General features: G+C 42.3%; 28 protein-coding genes, 1 pseudogene and 1 riboswitch. Of the genes and pseudogenes, 19 read left to right on the top strand and 10 right to left on the bottom strand.

Translation table 11 applies throughout. The annotated features are described in order from the left end of the window. Positions 1-7: 7 nt before the first annotated feature. From H540_RS0104225 to ribD, 3 genes are read right to left on the bottom strand one after another with little or no spacing between them, the layout of a single operon-like run. Positions 8-1,201 carry a bifunctional 3,4-dihydroxy-2-butanone-4-phosphate synthase/GTP cyclohydrolase II gene (locus H540_RS0104225; RefSeq protein WP_028399562.1) on the bottom strand — a complete coding sequence of 398 codons (1,194 nt, stop codon included), beginning with the start codon at positions 1,199-1,201 and terminating at the stop codon, positions 8-10. An 11-nt stretch (positions 1,202-1,212) separates the two neighbouring features. Further along, positions 1,213-1,851: a riboflavin synthase gene (gene ribE / locus H540_RS0104220; protein WP_028399561.1), complete on the bottom strand. Its 639-nt coding sequence runs from the start codon at positions 1,849-1,851 to the stop codon at positions 1,213-1,215. Next, positions 1,832-2,941, bottom strand: coding sequence for a bifunctional diaminohydroxyphosphoribosylaminopyrimidine deaminase/5-amino-6-(5-phosphoribosylamino)uracil reductase RibD (gene ribD, locus H540_RS0104215; protein WP_028399560.1), 1,110 nt, complete (start codon positions 2,939-2,941; stop codon positions 1,832-1,834). Before ribD ends, ribE begins: the two co-directional genes overlap by 20 nt. Before the next feature lie 191 nt (positions 2,942-3,132). After that, positions 3,133-3,278, bottom strand: a riboswitch (FMN riboswitch). 157 nt (positions 3,279-3,435) lie between these two features. Here ribD and H540_RS32945 point away from each other — a divergent pair. After that, on the top strand, positions 3,436-3,588 hold the full coding sequence (locus H540_RS32945; RefSeq protein ID WP_155890938.1) for a hypothetical protein: 153 nt from the start codon (positions 3,436-3,438) through the stop codon (positions 3,586-3,588). A gap of 39 nt (positions 3,589-3,627) precedes the next feature. On the opposite strand, the gene H540_RS0104205 is transcribed toward H540_RS32945, so the two are convergent. Next, positions 3,628-3,849: a CDGSH iron-sulfur domain-containing protein gene (locus tag H540_RS0104205; protein ID WP_028399559.1), complete on the bottom strand. Its 222-nt coding sequence runs from the start codon at positions 3,847-3,849 to the stop codon at positions 3,628-3,630. A gap of 149 nt (positions 3,850-3,998) precedes the next feature. Here H540_RS0104205 and H540_RS0104200 point away from each other — a divergent pair, with 149 nt between their 5' ends. Continuing rightward, on the top strand, positions 3,999-4,241 hold the full coding sequence (locus tag H540_RS0104200; protein ID WP_028399558.1) for a DUF2552 family protein: 243 nt from the start codon (positions 3,999-4,001) through the stop codon (positions 4,239-4,241). Positions 4,242-4,411: 170 nt separating this feature from the next. Further along, positions 4,412-4,879, top strand: coding sequence for a DUF4352 domain-containing protein (locus H540_RS0104195; protein ID WP_028399557.1), 468 nt, complete (start codon positions 4,412-4,414; stop codon positions 4,877-4,879). A gap of 16 nt (positions 4,880-4,895) precedes the next feature. On the opposite strand, the gene H540_RS0104190 is transcribed toward H540_RS0104195, so the two are convergent. Beyond that, positions 4,896-5,810, bottom strand: a complete 915-nt coding sequence (locus H540_RS0104190; RefSeq protein WP_028399556.1) for an alpha/beta hydrolase — start codon at positions 5,808-5,810, stop codon at positions 4,896-4,898. Positions 5,811-5,940: 130 nt separating this feature from the next. Here H540_RS0104190 and H540_RS28965 point away from each other — a divergent pair, with 130 nt between their 5' ends. Then, a complete protein-coding gene (locus tag H540_RS28965; RefSeq protein WP_051316986.1) occupies positions 5,941-6,918 on the top strand; it encodes a LacI family DNA-binding transcriptional regulator in 978 nt (325 codons plus the stop codon). 74 nt (positions 6,919-6,992) lie between these two features. Here the strand turns inward: H540_RS28965 and H540_RS0104180 are convergent, their stop codons facing one another. Next, positions 6,993-7,226, bottom strand: a complete 234-nt coding sequence (locus H540_RS0104180) for a hypothetical protein (protein WP_028399555.1) — start codon at positions 7,224-7,226, stop codon at positions 6,993-6,995. Between the two features lie 147 nt (positions 7,227-7,373). On the opposite strand from H540_RS0104180, the gene H540_RS0104175 reads away from it, so the two are divergent. Continuing rightward, positions 7,374-7,823, top strand: a complete 450-nt coding sequence (locus tag H540_RS0104175) for a ribbon-helix-helix domain-containing protein (RefSeq protein WP_028399554.1) — start codon at positions 7,374-7,376, stop codon at positions 7,821-7,823. Positions 7,824-7,869: 46 nt separating this feature from the next. On the opposite strand, the pseudogene H540_RS28960 reads toward H540_RS0104175, so the two are convergent. After that, positions 7,870-8,412: pseudogene (locus H540_RS28960) on the bottom strand (bifunctional metallophosphatase/5'-nucleotidase); the annotation flags it as partial. 156 nt (positions 8,413-8,568) lie between these two features. Here H540_RS28960 and H540_RS0104165 point away from each other — a divergent pair. The 3 genes from H540_RS0104165 to H540_RS0104155 all read left to right on the top strand — a co-directional run bounded on the left by H540_RS0104165 (position 8,569) and on the right by H540_RS0104155 (position 9,979). Further along, a complete protein-coding gene (locus H540_RS0104165) occupies positions 8,569-8,826 on the top strand; it encodes a YqkE family protein (RefSeq protein WP_028399553.1) in 258 nt (85 codons plus the stop codon). A 28-nt stretch (positions 8,827-8,854) separates the two neighbouring features. Continuing rightward, positions 8,855-9,079 (top strand): hypothetical protein, encoded by a 225-nt coding sequence (locus H540_RS0104160; protein WP_245592166.1) that lies wholly within the window; start codon positions 8,855-8,857, stop codon positions 9,077-9,079. Between the two features lie 66 nt (positions 9,080-9,145). Further along, positions 9,146-9,979 (top strand): aldo/keto reductase, encoded by an 834-nt coding sequence (locus H540_RS0104155; protein ID WP_028399551.1) that lies wholly within the window; start codon positions 9,146-9,148, stop codon positions 9,977-9,979. 101 nt (positions 9,980-10,080) lie between these two features. Here the strand turns inward: H540_RS0104155 and H540_RS0104150 are convergent, their stop codons facing one another. Beyond that, complete coding sequence (locus H540_RS0104150; RefSeq protein WP_028399550.1) at positions 10,081-10,986, bottom strand: aldo/keto reductase; 906 nt, start codon at positions 10,984-10,986, stop codon at positions 10,081-10,083. Between the two features lie 50 nt (positions 10,987-11,036). Further along, on the bottom strand, positions 11,037-11,168 hold the full coding sequence (gene mciZ / locus H540_RS0104145) for a Z-ring formation inhibitor MciZ (protein ID WP_028399549.1): 132 nt from the start codon (positions 11,166-11,168) through the stop codon (positions 11,037-11,039). Between the two features lie 77 nt (positions 11,169-11,245). On the opposite strand from mciZ, the gene H540_RS0104140 reads away from it, so the two are divergent. After that, a complete protein-coding gene (locus H540_RS0104140) occupies positions 11,246-11,785 on the top strand; it encodes an NUDIX hydrolase (RefSeq protein WP_028399548.1) in 540 nt (179 codons plus the stop codon). A gap of 17 nt (positions 11,786-11,802) precedes the next feature. On the opposite strand, the gene H540_RS0104135 is transcribed toward H540_RS0104140, so the two are convergent. Beyond that, complete coding sequence (locus H540_RS0104135) at positions 11,803-12,366, bottom strand: GNAT family N-acetyltransferase (protein ID WP_028399547.1); 564 nt, start codon at positions 12,364-12,366, stop codon at positions 11,803-11,805. Positions 12,367-12,486: 120 nt separating this feature from the next. Between H540_RS0104135 and spoIIM the strand changes: the two genes are divergently transcribed. The 10 genes from spoIIM (at position 12,487) to corA (ending at position 21,329) form a co-directional block, all read left to right on the top strand. Continuing rightward, positions 12,487-13,134 (top strand): stage II sporulation protein M, encoded by a 648-nt coding sequence (gene spoIIM / locus H540_RS0104130; protein ID WP_028399546.1) that lies wholly within the window; start codon positions 12,487-12,489, stop codon positions 13,132-13,134. Between the two features lie 106 nt (positions 13,135-13,240). After that, a complete protein-coding gene (fur, locus tag H540_RS0104125; protein ID WP_028399545.1) occupies positions 13,241-13,693 on the top strand; it encodes a ferric iron uptake transcriptional regulator in 453 nt (150 codons plus the stop codon). 96 nt (positions 13,694-13,789) lie between these two features. Then, positions 13,790-14,011, top strand: a complete 222-nt coding sequence (locus H540_RS0104120) for a YqzK family protein (protein WP_028399544.1) — start codon at positions 13,790-13,792, stop codon at positions 14,009-14,011. A gap of 6 nt (positions 14,012-14,017) precedes the next feature. After that, positions 14,018-14,908: a site-specific tyrosine recombinase XerD gene (gene xerD, locus H540_RS0104115; protein WP_028399543.1), complete on the top strand. Its 891-nt coding sequence runs from the start codon at positions 14,018-14,020 to the stop codon at positions 14,906-14,908. Positions 14,909-15,293: 385 nt separating this feature from the next. Next, the gene (locus H540_RS0104110; RefSeq protein WP_028399542.1) at positions 15,294-16,022 is read left to right on the top strand and encodes a FixH family protein; all 729 of its coding nucleotides are present in this window, start codon (positions 15,294-15,296) and stop codon (positions 16,020-16,022) included. Between the two features lie 76 nt (positions 16,023-16,098). After that, complete coding sequence (locus tag H540_RS0104105) at positions 16,099-16,734, top strand: N-acetylmuramoyl-L-alanine amidase family protein (protein ID WP_051316984.1); 636 nt, start codon at positions 16,099-16,101, stop codon at positions 16,732-16,734. A gap of 239 nt (positions 16,735-16,973) precedes the next feature. Next, complete coding sequence (gene deoB, locus H540_RS0104100; protein WP_028399540.1) at positions 16,974-18,155, top strand: phosphopentomutase; 1,182 nt, start codon at positions 16,974-16,976, stop codon at positions 18,153-18,155. A gap of 11 nt (positions 18,156-18,166) precedes the next feature. Further along, the gene (locus H540_RS0104095) at positions 18,167-18,985 is read left to right on the top strand and encodes a purine-nucleoside phosphorylase (protein WP_028399539.1); all 819 of its coding nucleotides are present in this window, start codon (positions 18,167-18,169) and stop codon (positions 18,983-18,985) included. 13 nt (positions 18,986-18,998) lie between these two features. After that, complete coding sequence (locus H540_RS0104090; RefSeq protein WP_028399538.1) at positions 18,999-20,303, top strand: pyrimidine-nucleoside phosphorylase; 1,305 nt, start codon at positions 18,999-19,001, stop codon at positions 20,301-20,303. Positions 20,304-20,378: 75 nt separating this feature from the next. Further along, entirely contained in the window at positions 20,379-21,329 is a 951-nt protein-coding gene (corA, locus tag H540_RS0104085; protein ID WP_028399537.1) for a magnesium/cobalt transporter CorA, read from the top strand. Positions 21,330-21,399 lie beyond the last annotated feature (70 nt).

Genomic DNA, 21,399 nt, shown 5'->3' with positions numbered 1-21,399 from the left:
CTCTCCCTTATAAATGTAGTAAGTGTCCAAGCTTTTCATATTTTGTTTTTAAGTAAGCCTCATTTTCCTTTTGGGCGGGAAGCTGAAGAGGCACACGCTCTGTTACTTCTAAGTCATAGCCCTTTAAACCGGCAATTTTACGCGGATTGTTTGTAAGCAGCTTAATTTTACGAATGCCTAAATCCTTTAAAATTTGTGCGCCAATGCCGTAATCGCGCAGGTCTGCCGGAAAACCGAGCTTATGATTCGCTTCTACCGTATCATAGCCCTCTTCTTGCAGTTTATAAGCGCGCAGCTTATTCAATAAACCGATGCCGCGACCTTCCTGCCTCATGTAAAGCAAGACTCCGCGACCCTCTTCCTCAATTTGTGCCAGAGCCGCATGCAGCTGCGGTCCGCAGTCGCAGCGGAAGGAATGAAATACATCACCGGTTAAGCATTCGGAGTGAACGCGTACAAGGATTGGTTCATCTGAATGAATGTCTCCTTTTACAAGTGCAATATGCTCTTTATCATCAAGCGAGTTGGAGTATCCGACAGAACGGAAGGTGCCGAATTGCGTTGGTAACGTAATTTCAACCTCACGCTGCACGAACGTTTCATGATGACGGCGATATTCAATCAAGTCTTGAATCGTAATCATTTTTAATTGAAATTGCTCGGCAATCTCACCTAAATCCGGTACGCGAGCCATTGTGCCATCTTCTTTGATAATCTCGCAAATTACTCCTGCCGGCTGAGCACCGCAAAGTACGGCCAAATCAACTGCTGCTTCTGTATGTCCAGCACGGCGCAGCACACCGCCTGGTTTGGCAATGAGGGGGAAGATATGCCCCGGGCGCTTAAAATCTTTAGGCGCTGCCGCAGGATTCAGCATTTCACGAATCGTTGCTGCACGCTCGAATGCACTGATTCCTGTTGTAGTGGATATGTGGTCAATGCTTACGGTAAAAGCTGTTCCGTGGGCATCCGTATTATGAGTTACCATCGGTTCAAGCTCTAATTGCGCTGCCCGCTTTTCTGTGATTGGAACGCACACGAGACCGCGTCCGTGTGTAATCATAAAATTGATTGTTTCCGGTGTAATCGTTTCTGCCAGCGCGATAAAATCTCCTTCGTTTTCACGGTTTTCATCATCGCATACAATAACGGCTTTTCCGTCTTTCAAATCCTTTAACGCTTCTTCAATTGTATGAAACATATTCTTTCCCCCTACATAAATCCGTTCTCTTGCAAAAAGTTTTCCGTAATGGAGCTTTTTGCAGGGCGCTTTATAAACTTCTCGATATATTTCCCAATCATGTCACACTCGATATTGACGAGATCTCCGATTCCTTTTTGTCCTACGACAGAATAATCCATTGTGTGTGGAATTAAGGAGATTGTAACAGATGCATCATCAATGCCGAAAATCGTCAAGCTTGTGCCGTCCACGGTTATAGAACCTTTTAAAATGCAGTAATGCAATAAGTGAGAAGCCAAGGAAATGCGATAATAAACGGCATTTTCCATTCGTTTTTTTTCTATAATCTTCCCTGTTCCGTCTACATGGCCGGAGACAAAATGACCGCCGAATCGTCCCTCTGCGCTCATGGCGCGCTCTAAGTTAACAGATGAGCCCTTTTTGAGAGACTGCAAAGAAGTGGCCTTTACGGTTTCAGGCATAACATCTACTGTGAATGAAGCAGATGTGAATGAAGTTACCGTCAAACATACTCCGTTTACCGCAATGCTGTCGCCTAAGTGAATGTCGCTTAAAATATGCTTAGCAGCGATAGTGATTTCAATTGCCATGGCTGTTTGGTTCATTCGTTCTATGGTTCCGATTTCTTCAATGATTCCTGTGAACATAAGGCACCTCATTTCTTCGGACAGCAACAAGCTTGATGTCGTCTCCGATTTGTTCTAAAGATTGGATTGAAAGCAGGGGAGCATCCTGCAAAGCTGTAAAGCCGTTTCCTCCAAAGAAGGAAGGTGCATGCTGCCCCCCGATTAAGCGGGGGCTCATATACATAATAAGCTGATCCCAGTATCCTTCTTCTAGAAAGCTTGCGTGTATATGCTGTCCGCCTTCTGCAAATAGAGAAAGAATTCCTTTTTCTCCGAGAACGCTGAGCAGTTCTTCTATCGTAATCATGCTTGTACTCATAGGCAGTATCGTTGCATGCGCTTCATAGAGCTGTATTTTTTCTTTTGAAACATGTGACCCTGTCACAATCCATGTAGGAGCAAGACCGTCCTGTAAAATTTGGGATGACAACGGGGTGCGTAAATGTGTATCCAATACAATGCGAATCGGATTTTTGCCGCCATTTGGCAAACGGGTTGTCAAGCTTGGGTCATCGGTAATAACAGTATTAACGCCTACAAGGATTGCATCGTGCTCATGACGATACCGATGAACATCCTCGCGTGCCGGTTTTCCTGTAATCCATTTGCTTTCACCTGTAGCAGTAGCAATCTTCCCGTCCAGGCTGACAGCGGTTTTTAGAGTAACGTACGGTCTTTTTGTTTTCATGTAATGAAAGAAAACTTTGTTTAAGTTTTTTGCCTCTTCTTCTAATACGCCTGTTTCCACTTCAATGCCCGCTTCTTGCAAACGGCGCATACCGCGTCCGGAAACAAGAGGGTTATTATCAAGTGCAGCAATTACGACACGCTTTACCTCTTTTTCAATCAATAATTCGCAGCAAGGCGGCGTTTTTCCGTAGTGGCTGCACGGCTCCAGCGTTACATAGACTGTAGCGCCTTTCGCTTTTTCGCCTGCCATTTGAAGCGCGTGTACTTCCGCATGTCCTTCGCCCGCACGTAAGTGGGCGCCGATACCAGCGATTTCGCCGTTTTTCACGACGACAGCCCCTACCATAGGATTGGGGCTCGTTTGTCCCCTTGTTGCTTCAGCCAGTTGCAAAGCCAGCTTCATGTATTCTTTGTCTGTCATGCTTTCACCTCTCCGTATAAAATCAAAAAGCCCCAAGGAAGATACCTTGGGGCTGAGAGAGACGTGTTTTCAAAATAGGATAAAAGGGTACAATAAAGAAACGGGTATTCCGCTGTTTTTTCGCAGAAAACCAGAAGTGTACGTTTGAAGTACTGCCCAAAAAGGGCATACGTATCCTAGTGTATGAAAACATAATCCTTCTCCCATCCAGACTATACTGTCGGTCCCGGATTTTCACCAGGTCCACCGTTTTACAAATGTAAAAGCGGGTCACGGACTGAGAAGCAAATGCTTCATCACCGCCGGTTGGGACTTTCACCCGACCCCGAAGGATATTGTTTGTCGTTATTATAGCACAAAAAAACGAAAAAGATAAAAAAAATTGCTTAGTAATCCGAAAAACATAGCTGCCTGGCTATTTTCAAATGAAAATAGCTAGGATTTACATTTTTGCTATAATGAGTATATGTGCAGGTTTGGGAAGAGGTGAAGTCATGAAATATATAGTGGTGGGAGCAGCAGGTGTAATAGGCGCTCTATTGCGATATTTTCTCGGTTTAATCAATCGACACATGCTTTTCCGCTTGCGACATGGCTGGCAAATATGGTCGGCAGTTTCTTTCTTGCATTTCTTGGCTTTTATATAGGCAGAATAAGAAAAGGTCCTGCTTAAGCAGGACCTTTTCTTATTCTGCATCTGTACCTTCTGGCTTAGGAGCGCGAACGACAGATTGAAGCTTTCCTTTGTGCGCGCCATCGCAAAATGGCATATTCTCGGATAAGCCGCAGCGGCAAAGAGAAAACGCTGGCTTTGCCGGAAATGGCTTGCCTTCGCCGTCCAGTAGTTCCACGTCCCCTGTCACGCGGAATGAGCCATTGTCATTTACTTTAATTTGCACCTTTGTCATAACTAACCCCTCCAAAGTTATGTAATCACTTTCCATCATATAATTATGGTGAAGAGTTTGCAATCCTATACATGTTTAGAATCTGTGCTTCTTATGTAAAAATAATAGTGATATAATACGAATACAAAACTGTATAAGGTGATAAGACCATGAATGAAAAAATGAACACCCTCAAAACAATTGCACAGGAACGAACTTGGGTTTCCTTCTTAAACAATAATCATCCCTATAGCTTGCTGCATTGGTCCATTGCCGGCGTGCAGAAAGATCAAAAAGATGTATGGCTGCTGCAGGATGAAGTAACATTTGAAACGAAAGAGTTCGCCAATATCGACCAAGCCGTTGCCTGGATTGATGACAACATGCAGGATGTAACTGACGTATTGGCGTAAAAGGACCGCTTCGGCGGTCTTTTTTATTTATCTGCAATTTTTCCCGTTGTATCATAAATAACAAGTTGTCCTTCTTTATACGCCTGTTCTATGGAAATAGACAGACTTTGTATAAAATGGAAATAGAAGCACAATATACAAGTAATATAACGAAAAGAAGGTGAGAACGGATGAAAATGTTCCTTGTCGCTTTTGTTATCATTTGCGGACTTACGGGCTGTGTACAAGACGGAGCAAAAAAAATCCCTCTGCCGGAAATAAAAACGCACAATATACACGAAACAGCCAGTATCGAGAAAGTAGCTGTTTCCGTTCGGAAAATAGGAACACCCTCCAGTTATGAAATTTGGAAAGCAAAGGAAGGCTACATGTTTCTTATCTTTCAAGTTTCCATTGCAAACCATCTTAATACAAGTCTTCTTGTGATGCCAAGGCATTTTAACCTTGTCAGCTCAACAGGCAAAATTTATGGAGTATTTCAAACAACAGAATACAGCGGTCTGCTGCATAAAACAAAAATAAGGGCAAGGGGAACTGCGGAAGGAATACTGCTGTTTGAAGTGCCTCGAAGCGAAACGTATAAAGAGCTTATATTTGCCCCTATAAAAAATGAACCGCTTATTATCTCGTTAAAGTGAAATACGCAAGAACCTGTTAGTGTAAAACATATGTATGCAGAAATTCATCAATAACTTGTTCGTAAGCGTCCTTGTTTTCTGCATAAGAAAGGGCGTGTAAGCCTTTTTCTGCAATAAACAGCTGCTTCGGTCCGCGTTTTTGCTCATATAATTCCTCTGTCATTTTCGCCAAAATGTAATCATCATCCTTGCTATGGATGAATAGAATAGGTTTTTTAATATTTTGCACACAATGAATGGGTGAAACATCGTGCACTGCATAGCCGTCCCGAATCTTTAAAAATGCGTTGGCCAATGGCAAAAGGGGCCATTTCGGCAATTTGAATTCCACTTTTAAACGGTATGCGAGCTGCTCATAAAAATCGGAAAACGGGCAGTCCGCAATATAAAAATCAGCACCGTCTTCCAGATGTCCCGCATATTGCAGCAGCGTTGCAGAACCCATAGATTCTCCGTGAATGCCCAGCGTAATATCGGTTCCGAAACGTTCCTTCACCCAATCTACGACCACTTTCAAATCGTGTTTTTCATAATAGCCGTAGCTGGTCGTGCGTCCTCCTGTTTGACCGTGCCGGCGATGGTCATAAATAATGACGTTGAAGCCGCGTTTGAAAAATAAATTGCTGTATTTAATAGAATTCAGCTTATTGACGGTAACGCCATGACAAAAAATCATGAAGCGATTTGATTTTTGAGAAGGAATATAGTAAGCGTGAATGTTATATCCAAACTTAGAAGGAATCCATATATCTTCTTTTTCCAGCGATTCAAACTCTTGTAAATCAAAATATTTGCTTGCTTCGCGTTCCAATATTTCCTCATCGGTTCGTTTTTTTATGTACATAATTCTATTAGTGAAAAAATAGCCGATTCCAAATATGACAGCGGCTAAAGCGACTAAAGCTCCTAAAGCAGTCCCAAAAACCCTCATGCCTAATCCCTCCTGATCCACCTCATGATATAATTATCTTACCATTATAGTTTACCATTTCGTCTTGACTGACGCCTGCATTTCGATTACGGTGAAATTGTAATCTATTACCATGCAAAGAGGTGGAGCTGTGGCAACTATTCGCGATGTTGCAAAATTAGCAGGTGTTTCTGTCGCAACTGTGTCCCGTGTTTTAAATAAGAAAGGGTATGTTCATGAAGATACAGTAAAACAGGTTGAGCAAGCGATTGAACAGCTTAAATACAAGCCGAACGCTGTAGCAAAAGCGCTTTTTAAGAAGTCCTCTACAATGATAGCCGTGTTGCTCTCGGGATTCGAGCGTGCATCCTTTTCTTCCATCCTCACTTCTATTGAAAATTCAGCGTATGAAGCAGGATACCAAGTCATTATAGGCGACGTGCAAAATCGAAAATCGTATATGGATGTATTGCTGCAAAACAACATCGCAGGTATCCTAATGTCGCAGGAAGTACATGAGCAAGTAAAAGATCAGGTCTTTTCTATACCGATTGTTGTATTGGACGGTCAAGACCATGACAGGCTTGTTAATTACGAAGGGTCAAGGCTTGCCATTGCTCATTTGCTTGAGGAAGGCTGCTGCTTTCCTGCATTTATAAAGGGGGGTGACAGTGCTTTTATGAATGAGAGGTATGAGGCATTTTTGGACGTTGCAGAGGAGAATGGAGTTCCTTATCGTGTGATTGAAAGTCGGTTATCGGTTGCTGACGGAGAACGAGCCGCTTTGGAGTTGCTGCAAAAGGCACCCTACATAGACGGTATTTGTGCCTGCAGTGATGAAGTGGCGATAGGCGTTTTACGGGCAGCACACCAGCTTCGGATTCAAGTACCGGAACAATTAAAGGTCATCGGCTTTGGCGCGATCCCTGAAGGAGAATACGTATACCCGTCATTGACGACAATTTCCAAGCCGCAAACAGGAGAACGGGAAATCAAAGAGCTCATTCAAAAGATGCAGGGCAAGCCGGTATTGCCTATTACGCATCAGCCTGCAGTTGAAATTGTAGAACGGGAGTCCACTAAGATTAAAACCCAAGCATTCCTAATAAACTCTATATATCCTAAATGAATTTTCGACAAAATCCATGTCGAACTTATAAATTGTATTTATATAGAAGAGCCTGCTGAATGTAAGCAGGCTTTTTACTCTATGTCTTTAATGCCCATACCAACAATTTCAACTACCGCGATTTCACTTGAACGAATGAGACGATGACCAAATCGATTGAACTTGTATTCAGAAATGCGGAAATGCAGTTCACTGAGCGTCTCTTCCCAGTCTGAGTGAGGAAATGTATCGTATGTTTCTATTTCTTTTCCGTTTTTTAATGTAAGCAGAAGCTGATATATGTATTTGAATTCCATGCAATCTGTCATATGTATCTCCTCCGCCGTATGTATACATATATTGTAACGAAAGACATGAAGAATTTCTAAGCATTCTTTAGCTTGTTAAACAGAATTTTCGGTGAGACAGGCAAATCGCGTTATTTTTTGCTTATGATACAAATAGGGGGTGAAAGGATGAAGGTAGGAGAAGTGATTGATCGGTTAAATAAAAAAGAATCTCTTGTTGTTATAGCGAAGCAAATTGGCATTACGCCCTATACGTTATCTAAAAAACTCAGGCTTCTCGGTTATGAATATGATAGAGAGAAAAAGAAAAGAGTTTTTGTCGGAGAAGGGGAGGAGCTGCGCGAATGGGAGATTTTAGATATTTCCCCTAATCATCTTTTAAAAGAAACCCCGAATTATCAAGAGTTGATTTATGAAGAGCTTCAAAAAATCAGGCTCTTATTAGATAGAGAACGAGAGAAAATTCTCCCTGCGCATACGGGGAGAAGGCTGAGAAGGACATTTTCTATATGCGAGAATGTCTTAAAACAGTTAGACGAAACGGCAAAGAAAACCGGCTGGCAAAAATCTCGAATTATGGAAACTGCGCTAAAGGAATGGTTAGAAAAGTTTTCATAAATGCGGAGTTGGAAAAGAACCAAGACATGCGCCTTGGCTCTTCTTATTAATTCAATTTTTTAATGCGGTCTTCAACTTTAGCTGAAACTGGCTCTTTAGAAGCTTTTATATAGTTAACTAATGCATCTAAATCCACTGGACCAGGTGTAATGTCTTTTCCATTTTTAAACGGTGTAAAGCCGTCGCCGCCAGCTGCGATAAATGCGTTCGCTACGACTGTGTAAGTTTTGTCATCAGCAATTGCTTCGCCGTTTGCAAGCTTCATCTCAACAATACGGGAACCAACAGGCTTGCTTGCATCCCAAGTATATGTGATACCGGAAATTTGAAGCATGCGAGTTTTATCCGCTTGCCATTGAAAGTTTAATAAATCGCGGATATCTTTACCTGTTAAGGTTACCTTTTTTAGTTCGTTGCCGAATGGCTGGATGTTGTACAGCTCGCCCCAAGTAATATCGCCTGCATCAAGATCGTTACGGATTCCGCTTGGATTCATGAAAGCAATTTGGCCGTCCATTGCTTTACGCTGTGCGTCGGCGATTAAATTGCCAAGAGTGGATTCACCTGCAGCAGATTGCGTACGATCTAATTATTTGGAAATTAATAAATATTTACACAGTATTTTCCTTTTGTTTACATATTTATAAATAAAGGTATGTCTTCTATTTAGACATGGTGCATAGGCAGAAAAGCATGACATTATGTCTTGTCTTTTTTATAATGGAGGAACAAAGGAGTGTGTGAAATGGCAAAGAAAAAGAAACAAACAAAGCAGCCGTCGGCTCATCAAATAGAGAAAGAAACAGTCAGCTTGGGCGAGCATCTGGACAGCGCTTTGCTTCAGCAGCTGAAGCAAAAACAAAAAAGGCTGACGGAAGAAGCGGAACAAAAAAGACAGGAGGAAACGGAACGTAAAAAGCGGGAACAGCGCGAGCGCGAAAAAAACAAATCATTTGAAGAGCTGTTTAATGAAAGTAGTCTTTCATGGAAAGAATTTAAATGAAATTCATGAGAGGTAAAAGTAGCTGAAAATGAGGAAGGTTGAAGTCGTGCCGTATGACAACCATTGGCGCAAAAAGTTTCAAGAGGAAGCGAAGCAATTAAAAGAAACGAAGCCGAAGTCTGTCACGCCTTCCCGCATCGAAGAAAACAGCGATATCTTTGACTTTGAACTGTCAGCGGAGGATGTGGCACAAATCGATGCTTTAAATGAGGAGCGTCGTGTCGGTCCAGATCCTGACAATTTCGATTTTTAAGGTGAAAGGAAAGCCAAGGTATGAGTACTTTGGTTTTTTCTTATTCTAATGAATGAGGTGACGATTATGTATGATATTCAATCTGCAACAACGTTAAGCAATGGAGTAAAAATGCCGTGGCTTGGTCTTGGTGTATATAAAGCACAGGAGGGAGAGGAGGTAAAGCGAGCGGTTCGGACTGCCTTAGAGGTCGGCTACCGCGCCATTGATACAGCTGCCATTTATGAAAATGAAAGCGGTGTAGGGGAAGCGATTCAAGAATCCGGTGTAGCGCGAGAGCATATATTCCTGACAACGAAAGTATGGAATGATGACCAAGGCTATGAGTCCACGCTTCAAGCATTTGAGGAGAGCCTGCACAAGCTCCGGACAGATTATATTGATTTATACTTGATTCATTGGCCTGTACGCGGCAAATATACAGACACATACCGTGCATTAGAAAAGCTGTATAAAGACGGCCGCGTTCGTGCAATCGGCGTATCTAACTTCCATATCCATCACTTAGAAGAGCTGTTAAAGGGGTGTCAAATTCAGCCGATGGTAAATCAAGTAGAACTTCATCCAATGCTGTCACAGCTTGAGCTTCGGGAGTTTTGCCGCCAGCGTAACATTCAGATGGAAGCATGGAGTCCGCTTATGAAGGGCGGAGACATTTTCCAGCACTCCGTTATTCAAGAGTTAGCACAGAAGTACGGCAAAACGCCAGCGCAAGTCATTTTACGCTGGGATATTCAAAGTGGCATCGTTACTATTCCAAAATCAGTGACGCCATCGCGCATTCAAGAAAACAGCGATATTTTTGATTTTACGATCTCCCATGAAGATATGAAGAAAATTGACGCTATAAACAAGAATGAGCGCGTAGGAACGAATCCTGACAAGTACGATACTATGTAAAGAAGCTGCCTGTGGAAGGCAGCTTCTTTACATAGTAGGAAAGTATAAAATTCCGGGAGCATGTCTAGCTTCGCCTAAACGAGCCGGCTCCGCTTTTCTTATTAACGGTGAGCTGTATATACATCTTGTTTTGTGATGGCTTGAATACGATGATATTCTTCATCTGTAAGTAGTGTTCCTGTTTGTATGTTTTGCGTGAGCTGTTCAACAGAACTTGCTCCGGGAATCACGGAAGCGACGACTGGATGGTGCAGGCTGTATTGGAGAGCGGTTTCCCCAAGAGGCCGGTTGACAGCTTCTTTTACCGCCCGGATTATATCGGACAGCTCTTCGTGGTTATAGGATAAATATCCTTTTTCTTTCGTTTTTGCGAGCTTTCCTGTATGGTTGTCTGTAAGCAAGCCTTTAGCAAGCGGTCCCCGCGCTATTACGCTGATGCGCTGTTCTTCAAGAAAAGGAAACAGTTCTTCAGGCCGACGATTCAGTATGCTGTACTCCATCAGCACGCTCACGATATGAGAACGTGCTGCATATGCCCGAATGACATTCGGGCGAATAGAGGAAATGCCATAATGTCGGATAAGTCCTTCTTGCTTCAGTTCATCAAACGCTTCTATAGTCTCGTCTATATTGTCTTCAATCGTCCCGCCGTGAAGCTGATACAGGTCAATATAGTCTGTGCGGAGGCGGCGCAAACTTTCTTTTACTTCTTCTTTTATGTACGCTTTCGATGGATCCCAGCTCCAGCCATTTTTTTCTTCAGTCCAGCGATTGCCCACTTTTGTCGCAAGAATCACGTTCTCGCGCTTATCTTTCAATGCTTTTCCTACAAACTCTTCATTTAAGCCGTAATCATACAAATCTGCCGTATCAAAAAAATTAATGCCTTGATCCAACGCAGCATGAAGAATGCGAATCGCTTCTGCTTCATTTGTGCCAAGAGACATACAGCCAAATCCGATTTCGCTTACGAATAAATCAGAAGCACCTAATTGACGCTTTTTCATGTGTATCCCTCCTTGCTTCCATTGTACGAAAGGGAAGGAGGTTATACAAATCATTCCGCTTGCATGGCCTGAATCCATTCCGCGACAGTTGTATAGCTTTGGCTATATTTTTTTAGCATATGACGTATTTCCAAAGCCCTGCCCGCAAGCATGATGCGATTTGAAGAAATGTACATCTTCATTTCAATTTCCTCCCTCTCATGTTGTGGTAGAATGTATGAGAGCGTATAAGGAAATAGAACAAGGGAGATGAAAGCTTGTGAATAAGTTTGAAGAAAGAACGATAGGCACAACCCCGATCTTTTCAGGTAAAGTAATTAAGGTGCAAGTAGACGAGGTAGCGCTGCCGAACGGTGCGACAAGCAAACGCGAGCTCGTGAAGCATCCGGGGGCAGTAGCTGTTATAGCGGTAACAAATGAAGGGAAAATTGTACTTGTGGAGCAGTATCGAAAGGCGATGGAGAAGACGCTTGTAGAGATTCCGGCAGGCAAGCTAGAGCCGGGTGAGGCCCCTGAAATGACAGCTGTTCGCGAATTAGAAGAGGAAACAGGATACATATGCGACGAAATAAAACTGATTGCTTCTTTTTATACATCTCCGGGATTTGCTGATGAAATTGTATACTTATATGAAGCAACGGGATTGAAGAAAAAAGAGGATAAAGCAGCACTTGATGAGGATGAGTTTGTGGAGCTGATGGAGATTACTCTCGAAGAAGCGCTTCAGCTTATAGAAGAACAGCGCATTCACGATGCAAAAACAATTATGGCTGTGCAATATTTACAGCTGAAAAAATAGACATCCGTTTAGGATGTCTATTTTTTCGTTCTCGCATATACGCATGTATGGCGCACTTCATCGCTGCCGGTAGCAAGACGATCGTTATGCAGAGTGCCTTCCAATATAAAGCCCACATGTTCAGCAAGCCTTTTGGCAGCTTCGTTAGAACTGTCGCAACGAACTTCTAAACGCTTGGCGCCAAGTTTTTCAAACGTGAACTTTATCAAACCTTCTAATGCCTCAGTCATGTAGCCTTGATTTCGATGTGTACTTGAAATCCAGAAGCTTAACGTGAAACTTGGAATGTGCCAGTTTGCAGGGTGCAGTGTAAGCATGCCCAAAAACGAACTGTCTGATTTTTTGTAAAGATGGAAGCGCAGCTCGTCACGCAGCAAAAATTTTGCATGCGATTCACGAACATCAGCCTCTGCATCTTCTTCTGTGAGGATGTTTTGCCCGTAAGAAAGCCAAGGCTGCAAATCTGTTAGAGAAATTTGGAGAGCTTCGAACAGTTCTGTTCCGTCTCCAGGAAACGGCTTTCGAACTTGCAGACGCTCAGTTTGAAACATTGTAGGAAAATCGAGTAAAAGCTGATTCACACGTATCCCTCCTATTCTATCTTTAGTGTATCAAACAAAAAATAATAAATTCAATGATTATCTTACTCATATTTTAAAGCTTGTCTCATACACTCTACTAAGAGGGAAACGGGGGGGGAAATGGTGCGAAAATCTTGGCAAGATCGAGCTGCCTGCCATATACAAGAGAACTCATCGCTTTATTTGTTTGTGTCTGTTTTATTATTAATGGGAGTCATATTCGGAGCGGTACTTGTCAACAGCCTGCAGGCAAGTCAAAAGCAGGATTTATATTTTTATTTAAGTCGTTTCTTCGGACAAGTCTCACAAGGGAAATTTGCGAGTTCGGGAGAAATGTTTCAGGAAAGCTATTTCTCTCATTTAAAATATATCGGGCTTATTTGGCTGCTGGGGATTTCAGTTATTGGCTTGCCTATTATTTTTATTCTGCTGTTTTTAAAAGGAGTAGTTGTCGGATTTACGGTTGGTTTTTTGGTAAATCAGCTGGGCTGGAACGGTTTTTTGTTATCGTTTGCGGCGGTGCTTCCGCAAAATTTAATTATCATTCCGGTCTTTTTGGTAATGACAATGGCAGCTGCCAGCTTCTCTCTTCGAATGATCCGTCATCAATTTGTAAGGCGTATGCATGAACCGCTCCTGCCGTTGTTTGTACGGTACACATGTTTTTTTCTTGTAATCGGCCTCGCGCTGGCGCTTGCTTCGGGTATAGAGTCATATATTTCTCCGGCGCTCATGAAAAGTATCGTGGAGGCTATTAATAAAAAATAATTATTAAATAGTAATAAAGATTAAGAGACTTTCATTATTTTCTTTTGACACTCCCTCTTCTTTTGATATAATGGTGTAAGAGTGGCGAGGGAGGGAAAAGTACCGAATGGAAGAAAGAATTGAACGAATCAAGAAGCAATTACATGCAGCAAGCTATAAATTGACACCACAGCGGGAAGCTACCGTACGTGTGCTTCTGGAAAATGAAGAAGACCATTTAAGCGCGGAAGATGTTTACCTCCTTGTAAAAGAAAAGTCGCCCGAGATCGGACTTGCAACCGTTTATCGTACTTTAGAATTGTTAACGGAGTTAAAAATAGTCGATAAAATCAATTTCGGTGACGGTGTTTCACGCTACGACCTGCGCCAAGAAGGAGCGTCACGCTTCCATCATCATCTTATTTGTACAGAATGCGGCGCTGTTGAAGAAATTCAAGAAGACTTGCTCGGTGAAGTTGAACGGAAAGTAGAGCGGAATTGGAATTTTAAAGTAAAAGATCATCGTTTGACATTTTATGGAATTTGCCATTTGTGTCAAGAAAAACCGACAGAACGATAACCTTTTCCCGGTGAGGAAAAGGTTTTTTGTTTCTCATGTATAAACCTCCGTAAGCTTGGCATATGTTGTAATAATACTGCATATGGAGGAAAATAAATGCGTAAGGCAATGAAAGTTATGTTCGATGTCGCAAAAGTATTTTTGATGTTTACAGGTTGTACGATTCTCTTTTATTTCGCTATACTATGGATAAATGAAGAATATCAAAATTATCACCGCTATGAAAAACCGAAGGGAGAATCGGTTGAGGAGGTATCCGGTTTTGTTGCTGACAATTGGGTAAACCGGATGATTTTCTTCTATGAAAACGGGGAGTAGAGAAACTTGGAGGAACCATTAAAAGATTTTATACATTACATGATTGTTGAAAAAGGATTGGCACGCAATACGGTTGTTTCTTATGAGAGAGATTTAAAGAGTTATTTACAGTATATACAAAAGGTAGAACAGCTTTCATCATTGCGCGATGTGACGCGGTTACATATCGTCAGCTTCCTGTATCATTTAAACGATCAAAGCAAATCATCGAAAACAATTGCGCGTCATATCGCATCCATTCGCTCCTTTCATCAGTTTTTGCTGCGGGAGCGTGTTGTTGAGCATGACCCATCTGTTCACCTGGAAACACCGCAAGCAGAGAGAAAGCTTCCAAAGGTTTTATCGATTGCGGAGGTTGAGGGACTGTTGCAGTCCCCAAAAACAGCAAACCCCTTCGGCATACGGGATAAAGCAATGCTTGAGCTTTTATATGCTACGGGCTTGCGCGTATCAGAACTTATCAATCTTGATTTGTCAGATGTGCACGTAACAATGGGATTTGTGCGCTGCTTAGGAAAAGGCAACAAAGAGCGCATCATTCCCCTTGGCAGTCTCGCTACAGAGGCAATCTTAAAGTATATCGAGCATGGCAGGAAAGAGCTGTTAGGTAAAAGGACGACGGATGCCCTGTTTTTAAACCACCACGGGGAACGCTTGACACGGCAAGGCTTTTGGAAAATACTAAAGCGTCTCGCGAAGGAAGCGAACATTCAAAAGGAGCTTACGCCGCACACACTTCGTCATTCCTTTGCGACACATCTTCTTGAAAACGGAGCGGACTTGCGCGCAGTGCAGGAAATGCTCGGGCATGCTGATATCTCCACTACACAGATTTACACACATGTCTCTAAAGTGCGATTAAAAGATGTATATAAGCAGTTTCATCCGAGAGCATAGGAAAAATCCTGTGCTTTTTCTTGTATGATAAGAAAATATAAAATCGGGGGACATGTCTAGTTCCATCAGCTATATATGAATGATTTATGATTTCAACATTTCAATGTGCTGTGTGCAGAGGCATTGGCGCTTTCTTCCTATCTATGGTTTACCCTTGCATGAACCACTACAAGGGTTTGACCGCTTCCGCACGTCGCCGGATGCTCTCGCCCCACTAAAAAAGACGGTTTTTTTATTCAGTTGTATATAGGTGCCGATGGAGCTTTTCTTTGTGACTTCACAGAAACTTCATAAACTCTTCTCATATAATTTCCATTTGGAACGGCCGCCTGAGGTGGACAAATCATTTTTTAAAGGACTATACTAAATAACGGAGGAGGGCGTTATCATGAAAAAACTTTTAACAGCCTTAGTAGCGGTTTTCGCATTAGCCGGGTGCAGCGGCAATAGTGAACATAACCAAGGCGCTCAGACAGATGAGGTGCCAAAAGAAGTAAAAGTGGAAGTGAAAACAAAACCTGAAACAATTAAGCCGAATGAAAAGGCAGAAATACAAGCGATCGTCACACAGGATGGAAAGAAAGTGGAAGATGCTGATGAAGTGGAGTTTGAGGTGTGGAAAGACGGCGACCAAAAGCATGAAATGACAAAAGCGAAGCATAAGGGAAATGGTGTCTACACTATTGAAAAAGTATTTGACGCGGACGGTGTGTATCATATTATTGCTCACACAAATGCAAGAGATATGCATGTTATGCCGGAAGTGAAAGTTACGGTAGGAAACGGACAAGCAGCGCATGAAGATGACCATAGTCACGCTGACAGCGGCGATGTATCTATTCATCTGATGACAGCACAGCTCAACGCAAACACACCTGCTGCCTTAACTGCTCATGTACAAGAAAAGGGAGCGGCGTTATCCGAAGCAAAGGTTCAATTTGAAATTTGGAGAGACGGAAGCGACAAGCACGAGTATATCCCGGCCAAAGAAGGAACAAAGGGTGAATACAAAGCAGCGCCTGTACTGAAAACAGCAGGAAATTATCATATTAAAGTACATGTGGAAAAAGGCGAATTGCATGACCACATTGAGCAAGTTGTAGAAGTAAAATAGAACCTTCACAGATGTGAAGGTTTTTTTCTGTAGGTTCACGAATAGGTAGAAAAAGAACAGAACGAGGGCGTGAGATATGAAAAAATATATGATAACAGGCGGCTTCATCATTGTAATCATGGCTTTACTTATACTTGCGCTGCGCTGGAAAGCTGAGCATGAAAAAGTCATTGTTCTTGATCCCGGGCACGGCGGACAATATCCAGGCTTTGAAATGAACGGACTTGTAGAAAAGGACATTGTCTTGAATATTTCTCACTATATAAAAGAAGATTTAGAGAAGAAGGGCTACAAAGTATATATGACAAGAGACACGGATAAAGAGTGCGATTCAAAAGGATATATAGAAGATTTAAGCTGCCGCCCGAAACTGGGACGCAGCGTGAACGCGGATTTATTTCTCAGCATCCACGCTAACGGGTTTTCGCAAAATCCGTCTGTTCGAGGAATCGAAGCGTTTTATTTCACGCTGTTCCGAGACAAGAAAGCAGCGGAAATAATAGCCGCTGCACTGTCTCAAGAAACGGGGCTGCCGCTTCGCTTTGTCAAGTTCGGCAATTATAAAGTGCTGCGTGAATCCCTTGTTCCGTCTGCTCTGGTTGAAGTCGGGTATTTAACAAACCGGGAGGATGCAAAGCTGCTTTCTGCAGATGCTTTTCAAAAGAAAACAGCCGATGGAATTATAAAAGGAATTGAAGCGTTTACAAAATAAAAACAGCCTGTCAAAGCTGTTTTCTTTTATGAGCAGGAGTGGTTTGTAGAATAATGTTGAATAAGGTATAATACATAGGAAAAGTTTTCTTTGTTCAAATTTTATACATAAAATATATTAAAAAGAAAGCGTAAACATGGTATGATAAAAGAAAAGAAGTCTGACATCTGACTTACAGAGCGAGGCAAGCATTCCCAAAGTTTCGCATATAATAAGGTAAAAAACAGGAGGGAAAAGCAATGAGTAAATATAAACGTATATTTCTTATCGTGATGGACTCCGTGGGCATCGGAGAAGCACCTGATTCCGAGAAGTACGGAGATAAAGGAGCGAATACGCTTGGTCATATCGCTGAACATATGAATGGATTACATATGCCGAACATGGCGAAACTTGGACTTGGTAATATTGGTGAAATAAAAGGAGTTCAAAAGTCAGAACAACCGATGGCCTACTATACAAAAATGCAGGAAAAATCTGCAGGAAAAGATACAATGACAGGTCATTGGGAAATCATGGGTCTCTATATTGATACACCGTTCCAAGTGTTCCCGGAAGGCTTCCCGAAGGAATTGTTGGATGAACTGGAGCAGCGTACAGGACGCAAAATCATTGGCAATAAACCGGCATCAGGTACGGAAATTCTAGATGAAATGGGCAAGGAGCATATGGAAACAGGTGCACTGATCGTGTATACATCTGCAGATAGCGTATTGCAAATTGCAGCCCACGAAGAAATTGTACCGCTTGAAGAGCTGTATAAAATCTGTAAAATTGCACGTGAATTAACATTAGATGAAAAATATATGGTGGGCCGTGTCATTGCACGTCCGTTCATAGGAGAGCCGGGAAACTTCCAACGTACGCCAAACCGTCATGATTATGCGCTGAAGCCGTTTGGCCGCACAGTTATGAATGAATTGCAAGACGGCGGCTACGATGTCATCGCTATCGGAAAGATTTCTGATATTTATGATGGCGAAGGTGTAACAAAAGTGCTTCGTACAAAATCTAATATGGATGGCATGGACAAGCTTGTTGATACGCTTAACATGGAGTTTACAGGACTCAGCTTCGTAAACCTTGTAGACTTTGACGCATTGTTCGGACATCGCCGTGATCCGCAAGGGTACGGAGAAGCGCTGCAAGAGTACGATGCACGCCTTTTGGAAGTATTGACGCAACTAAAAGAAGATGATCTTCTTTTAATTACTGCAGATCATGGAAATGACCCAATTCATTATGGTACAGATCATACTCGTGAATACGTGCCTCTGCTGGCTTACAGCCCGTCTATGAAGAATGGCGGACAAGAAATGCCAATCTGCCAAACATTCGCAGCTATCGGTGCAACAGTAGCTGAGAACTTTGGCGTAACAATGCCGCAATACGGCGAAAGCTTTTTAAAACATTTGAAATAGGGGGAATAGCAATGAAGCGTGAGCATATTGAAAAAGCAGCTGCTTATTTAAAACAACAATTCAGTACAACGCCGGCGGTCGGTTTAATTCTTGGCTCCGGTCTTGGCGTGCTGGCAGATGAAATTGAAGATGCGGTGAAGGTTCCATATCAAGAAATTCCGGAATTTCCTGTTTCTACAGTAGAAGGACACGCTGGACAGCTTGTGTTCGGAACTTTGAGAGGCGTTCCTGTTGTTGCTATGCAAGGACGTTTTCATTACTACGAAGGCTATGATATGCAAAAAGTAACATTTCCAGTGCGTGTGATGAAAGCGCTCGGAGTGGAGAAGCTAATCGTGACGAATGCAGCAGGAGGAGTTAATACATCCTTCGCACCTGGAGATTTGATGATTCTTTCCGATCACATTAATTTTATGGGTACTAACCCGTTGATCGGACCAAATGATTCTGAGTTTGGCGTGCGTTTTCCTGATATGTCAGAAGCGTATTGCAAAGAGCTTCGTAGTCTTGCAAAACAAACGGCAGCAAGCTTGAACATTAACGTGCAAGAAGGTGTATATTTAGCTGTAACAGGCCCTACATACGAGACGCCTGCAGAGATTCGCATGTTCCGTACGCTCGGAGGCGATGCTGTCGGAATGTCCACTGTTCCAGAGGTTATTGCAGCTCGCCATGCAGGCATGAAGGTGCTTGGGATTTCCTGTATCTCTAATATGGCCGCAGGTATTTTAGATCAGCCGCTTCACCACGGAGAAGTAATTGAAACAACAGAGCGTGTAAAAGCTAACTTCCTGTCTCTCGTTAAAGAGCTAGTTAGTCAAATGAAATAAGAGGTGATACTTCATGAGAATGGTCGACTTAATTGCAAAAAAACGTGACGGTCATGCGCTAACAACAGAAGAAATCAATTTTATTATCGAAGAATATACAAAAGGCAGTATTCCTGATTATCAAATGAGTGCGTTTGCGATGGCAGTGTTCTTCAAGGATATGAACGATCAAGAGCGTGCAGATCTTACGATGGCAATGGTAAACAGCGGGGATACAATTGATTTGTCCGCTATTGAAGGCGTAAAAGTGGATAAACACTCCACTGGCGGTGTAGGTGATACAACGACGCTTGTGCTTGGCCCATTGGTTGCAGCGCTTGATGTTCCTGTTGCGAAAATGTCCGGACGCGGCTTAGGTCATACGGGTGGAACGATTGACAAACTTGAAGCTGTACCAGGCTTCCATGTTGAAATTGAAAATCAAGAATTCATTGATCTTGTAAATAAAAATAAAATCGCTGTAATCGGGCAAAGCGGAAACTTGACGCCTGCAGATAAAAAACTGTATGCGCTTCGCGATGTTACTGCGACTGTTAACTCTATCCCGCTTATCGCCAGCTCTATCATGAGCAAAAAAATCGCAGCCGGTGCAGATGCTATCGTTCTTGATGTGAAAACGGGTGCGGGTGCATTTATGAAAACGGCTGATGATGCGAGAGAGCTTGCGCAGGCAATGGTGCGTATCGGAAATAATGTAGGCCGCAAAACGATGGCTGTTATTTCAGACATGAGTCAGCCGCTTGGTTTTGCAATCGGCAATGCATTAGAAGTCAAAGAAGCGATTGACACGCTTCAAGGAAAAGGTCCGAAAGATTTAGAAGAGCTATGCTTAACGCTTGGAAGCCAAATGGTATATTTAGCAGGCAAAGCATCTTCTCTAGAAGATGCGCGCGAAAAGCTTGTAGAGGTTATGCATAACGGCAAAGCGCTTGAATCTTTCAAAACATTCTTGTCTGCACAGGGCGGAGATGCATCAGTAGTAGAAAACCCATCCGAGCTTCCGCAAGCGAAATATATCATCGAAGTAGAAGCGAAGGAAGATGGATATGTGTCTGAAATTGTAGCAGATGAAATCGGCACAGCTGCAATGCTTCTAGGAGCAGGACGCGCAACGAAAGAATCGCAAATCGACTTGGCCGTCGGTCTAATGCTTCGCAAAAAAGTGGGCGATACCGTGAAAAAAGGGGAGTCGCTTGTAACCATTCATGCTAACAGCGAAAATGTTGAAGCAGTGAAACAAAAGATTTACGAAAATATTAAAATTTCTAAAGGTCATGTTGCTGAGCCAAAGCTTGTGCATGATATTGTCACAAAGTAAGCTAAGGAGTTTTTTCCTTGGCTTTTTTGTGTTCGTTTTAAACGAGAAGCTCATACTAAGACGGGGTGAACTCGGATGATACGAATATGTGGAATCACGAAGGAAGAAGATGTGCTGTACAATTTAGCGATAGAAGACATAACCCGCGAAGATATTGTTTGGTACTGGATAGATTTATGCGAGCCTACGGAGCTTGAGTATACGGCTGTTTTAAAAGACTATTTCCATTTTCATCCGCTGGCGATTGAAGATTGCTTAGAATATGTGCAACGGCCGAAAGTAGACTTTTATGAGGGCTATCACTTTCTTGTGCTGCATTCTATTTCAAGAAAGGATTTGGAGCCCTTGGAGGTAGATTTATTTGTTGGTGAAACATTTTTAGTGTCTTTTCATTTACATGCAGATAAAGCGGTAGAACGATCATGGGAAAAGTTATCGGAGAAAGCGCGCGTAAAAAACAGTCCGCTTCATGTCGCGCATATGATTATTGATCAGCTGGTGGATAACTATTTTTCGCCTGTTTATTATTTAGAGGATCGTCTGAATGATATTGATGATAATTTGACGAGAGAATCGTCTGGACTGGTATTGGAAGAAGTATTTGATATACGGGCTGAATTATCGAAAATGCGCCGCACCATCGTGCCAATGAGGGATTTGCTGTATCGTATCTTGAATTCGGAACGGTTTCATGGCGTAAGCGACCATGAGATTTATTTTAAAGATATATACGATCATCTGCTGAAGCTGTCGGAGATGATTGAAACGAGCCGTGAATTGACAGCGGATATACGAGACAGCTATTTTTCTTTAAACTCGGATTACATGAATAGCATTATGAAAACCTTAACGATATTTTCAACGATTTTTATGCCGCTCACTTTTATTGTAGGCGTATACGGAATGAATTTTAAATATATGCCTGAGCTTACATGGCATTACGGCTATTATGCATGTTTATTTCTCATGGGCATTATTTTTGCGGTAATGATTCTATGGTTTAAGCGAAAAGGATGGTTTAAATAATGTAATGAGAAGGTGAGAAATTTTACTATATTGCAAAAAATATTTCATACACTTTACTTCTTCTTGAAAT

The organism is Ectobacillus panaciterrae DSM 19096 (assembly GCF_000430785.1).
In the GTDB taxonomy this organism is placed as follows: domain Bacteria; phylum Bacillota; class Bacilli; order Bacillales; family Bacillaceae_G; genus Ectobacillus; species Ectobacillus panaciterrae.
This window is presented reverse-complemented; position numbering and strand designations above follow the sequence as displayed.